Origin of the sequence: Mycobacterium sp., assembly GCF_032162105.1 — a bacterium.
Taxonomy (GTDB): Bacteria; Actinomycetota; Actinomycetes; order Mycobacteriales; family Mycobacteriaceae; genus Mycobacterium.
On sequence record NZ_JAVRPS010000100.1, the window covers coordinates 1 to 3,448 of the forward strand.

The 3,448-nt window shown below is 65.6% G+C and carries 4 protein-coding genes and 1 pseudogene; 3 read left to right on the plus strand and 2 right to left on the minus strand.

From position 1 onward, the window contains the following. Positions 1-750 (plus strand): MmyB family transcriptional regulator (locus tag QOC69_RS04965; protein ID WP_526436976.1); only part of this gene is annotated, 750 nt, incomplete at its 5' end. 200 nt (positions 751-950) lie between these two features. On the opposite strand, the gene QOC69_RS04970 is transcribed toward QOC69_RS04965, so the two are convergent. Next, the gene (locus tag QOC69_RS04970) at positions 951-1,874 is read right to left on the minus strand and encodes an alpha/beta hydrolase (protein ID WP_526436978.1); all 924 of its coding nucleotides are present in this window, start codon (positions 1,872-1,874) and stop codon (positions 951-953) included. Continuing rightward, positions 1,874-2,710 carry an SDR family NAD(P)-dependent oxidoreductase gene (locus QOC69_RS04975; protein WP_526436980.1) on the minus strand — a complete coding sequence of 279 codons (837 nt, stop codon included), beginning with the start codon at positions 2,708-2,710 and terminating at the stop codon, positions 1,874-1,876. The genes QOC69_RS04970 and QOC69_RS04975 overlap by 1 nt, the downstream gene beginning before the upstream one ends. A gap of 136 nt (positions 2,711-2,846) precedes the next feature. Here QOC69_RS04975 and QOC69_RS04980 point away from each other — a divergent pair, with 136 nt between their 5' ends. Next, on the plus strand, positions 2,847-3,041 hold the full coding sequence (locus tag QOC69_RS04980; protein ID WP_526436983.1) for a ferredoxin: 195 nt from the start codon (positions 2,847-2,849) through the stop codon (positions 3,039-3,041). 135 nt (positions 3,042-3,176) lie between these two features. Beyond that, positions 3,177-3,448: pseudogene (locus QOC69_RS04985) on the plus strand (amidohydrolase family protein); the annotation flags it as partial.

Sequence of the window (3,448 nt, forward strand, 5' to 3'; positions counted from 1 at the left end):
GTGGACTACTACAACCGCCTCGAGCGGGGGAACCTGGGCGGCGTGTCCGACAGCGTGCTGGACGCGATCGCCCGTGCCCTGCAACTCGACGAAGCAGAACACGCGCATCTGTGCGATTTGGCCCGCGCCGCCAACACCACGTCACGCACCCGCCGGCCCCGTGACAGCCAGCAGCAGATCCGTCCCGGGGTGCAGCGCATCCTCGATGGGCTGACCCAGATGCCGGCAATCGTGCACAACGGACGCCTGGACATCCTGTCGGCCAACAGCCTCGGATACGCCCTCTTCTCGCCGATCTACGTCGAGTCGGCCCGACCCGTCAACCACGCCAGGTTCGTTTTCCTCGACCCTCGCGCGAGCACGTTCTATCCCGACTGGGACCTCGCCGTCGATTCAACAGTGGACGTCTTGCGCACCGAGGCCGGACGAAACCCGTTCGACCGCAACCTGTCCGACCTCGTCGGGGAACTTTCCACGCGCAGTGAGACCTTCCGCAAGCGGTGGGCCGCCCACAACGTGCGCCTCCTCCGGACCGGGCGCAAGCGCTACCACCACCCCGTGGTCGGCGAACTCAGCCTCGACTACGACGCCATGGAATTCCCAGCCGATGCCGGCCTGACCCTCACCGCTTACAGCGCCCAACCGGGAACGCCGTCTCACGATGGACTGAACCTGCTCGCCAGCTGGGCTGCGACCATCGACCAAACCCACACTGCTGACACCGGCCAAGCCACGAACCACCCCGCTTAGCCGGCGCTGGCACACGGCTCCCCTTCATCGGCCCGACACCGGTATTTTTCGACGACGAGCCACGCAGTACGGTTTCCCCGACAGACCACAAAATTCGTGGTGTACGAAGCCTGGTCGGTGCAAAGACTACTGCCCAGAGCAGCTTTTCGGCATCGGATCGCCCGCCTGATAAAGCCACAGCACTGGTAAGCAACCCGCCGTCAGCCGAACTGGCGGGCCAGCCAGTCCGCGCTGTCGCGCGCAGCGGTTCGGGCCACCGCCGTATCGGCGAACATGTCGAAGCCGTGCACGGCGCCGGCGTAGACGTGCAGTTCGGTAGGCACCGCGGCCCGGCATAGTCGCGCACCGAAATCGATCGACTCGTCGCGCAGGCAGTCCGCCGTGCCGACACCGATGAATGTCGATGGCAGGCCGCTCAGTTCATTGGCCCGGGCCGGCGCCGCATCCGCTGGCACGTCATCGGTGCGGTACCGATCCCCGAGATAACTGCGCCAGCCGAACGCGTTGGATTCGCGGGTCCACACCTGCAATCCCTCGAGCTGGCTCGACACCGTGAGACCCCGGTCGTCGAGCATCGGATACTCCAAGTATTGAAACGCCAACGGGACATTCGCGTCCTCGCGGCACCGCAGTGCCAGGCCAGCCGCCAGTGCCCCGCCGGCACTTCGGCCGCCGATCCCCACCCGCCACGGGTCGATCCGCAGCTCGTGAGCGTGCTCGACGATGAAGCGCAGCCCCTCCTCGCAGTCGTCCAGCGGCCCGGGGTACGGCACTTCGGGTGCCAGCCGGTATTCGACACTCACGCAGACACAGCCCAACCAGCGGCACCACTCGAGCAGGCGGACATCGTCCATGTATCGGTTGCCGATCACCATCCCGCCGCCATGCATCCAGTACAGGACCGGTGGCTCCTCGGCGGAATCGACGGGTCGTAGCACCGACAGGGCGACGTCGCCGCGGTCGGTGGTCAGCTCGACGCGCTCGATGTCCGGTGCGGACTGTGGCTCGAACATCGTCCCGCCGCGCATGGCGGGAACATTTTCTGCGGAGAAGTCGAAATCGGGGAAATCGCGCAGAATTTCGGCGATCTCGGGGTCGATCCAGTCGGCTCTGGTCGCCGTCATCAGCCGACACCCATCAGGTGCTTGCCCGCACCCACGAGCCCGCCGTCGACGCGGACGTCACAGCCGGAGATGAACGCCGCGGCATCGGATTCAAGGAAGGCCACCGTGGCGGCGATGTCCTCGGGCCGCCCTGGCAGCGGCCGGTCTGGGCGTTTGACCGGCGTCACCTCGATCATGACCGGAATGATGGGCTGCCGATCCAGTTCCAGCCTGCCCATAGGCGTGTCGATCAGCCCGGGTGAGATCGCGACGGTGCGTCCGCCCTTCTTGCCCCACGGCGTGGCCAGGCGCTCGGCCAGCCGGGTCACGCCGCGTTTTGCCAGGACGTAGGCCGTGGCGCTGTCGAGGGGTTGGCCCATGGCCTGCTCGACCGCGGCGAAGAACCCGTCGGCGAGCGGGTCGTCGAGCAACGGTTCCACGGCGGCGGGGACGTCGCTGTAGCTGGCGATCGATCCGATCAGGATCGCGGAGCTGCCCGGGTTGACCAAGGGGAACAGCGCGTCGGTGATGCGCACCGAGCCGGCCAGGTCCACGTCCAGCACGGTGCTCGCATCGGCCATCTCCGGTGAAACGCCTGCGGTATGCACGAGGCAGCGCAGCCGGCCGAGTCCGCACACCCGATCGGCGACCGCTGCGACATCAGCCGCGGAGGTCACGTCGCAGCGCAGCGTCTCCACGACCGCCCCTTGCGTTCCTAGGGCTTTGCGTGCCTGGTCGAGTAGGTCTTCGCGCACATCCACCAGCAGCAGACGCCCGCGATGAGCGAGTGCGCGGGCGCAGGCCAGTCCCATGCCGCCCGCGCCCCCGGTGATCACCAGAACGTTGTCAATGGCCATCGTGCCCTCTCGTCGTCGAAGATCGTTATCGCCTGCGGCCGCCCGACAGAGGGAAGTGTGTCACATGATCAACCTATGACATGCGTGAAGGGAGACTCTAGTTGTCCGAAAAAGAACGTGATGGTCTACTGGAAGCATGAAGGTGACAGTCGACCCCGATCTCTGCGAAGCCAACGCATTGTGCGTGGCAGAAGCGCCTGAAGTGTTCGATCTGAGCGACGACGAGGTCGTTGACATCGTTCTTCCGGAACCGCCCTTCGAGATGGAATCGGCGGTAGTCGACGCGGTGGCCGCCTGTCCGAAGCAGGCGCTACGGATAATCGCGGACTGAGTCGGGGCTAAAAACTGCTCTGATTAGCACACCTACATTGCAGAAATCGCACTCATCGTTCTACTGTGAGGGAAGCCCACTCGCAACATCTGGTGTGGGAGCTCGTGTACCAGCCGTTCCAGGAGGGAAATCCGCATGCTGCCCGACGACGCCAAGATCATCTCCGTAGACGACCACGTCATCGAGCACCCGCGCGTCTGGCTCGACCGGGTGCCCGCCAAGTACGCGGAGGTGGCTCCGCGCATCGTCAAGCTGCCCGACGGCAACGACACCTGGCTCTACGAGGGCAAGCAGTCCGGCAACTTTGCGCTCAACGCCGTCGCAGGCAAACACCCGCGCGACTTCGGGATGGATCCGCGTAGTTATGACGACATGCTGCCGGGCTGCCACGACATCGAGGACCGCAT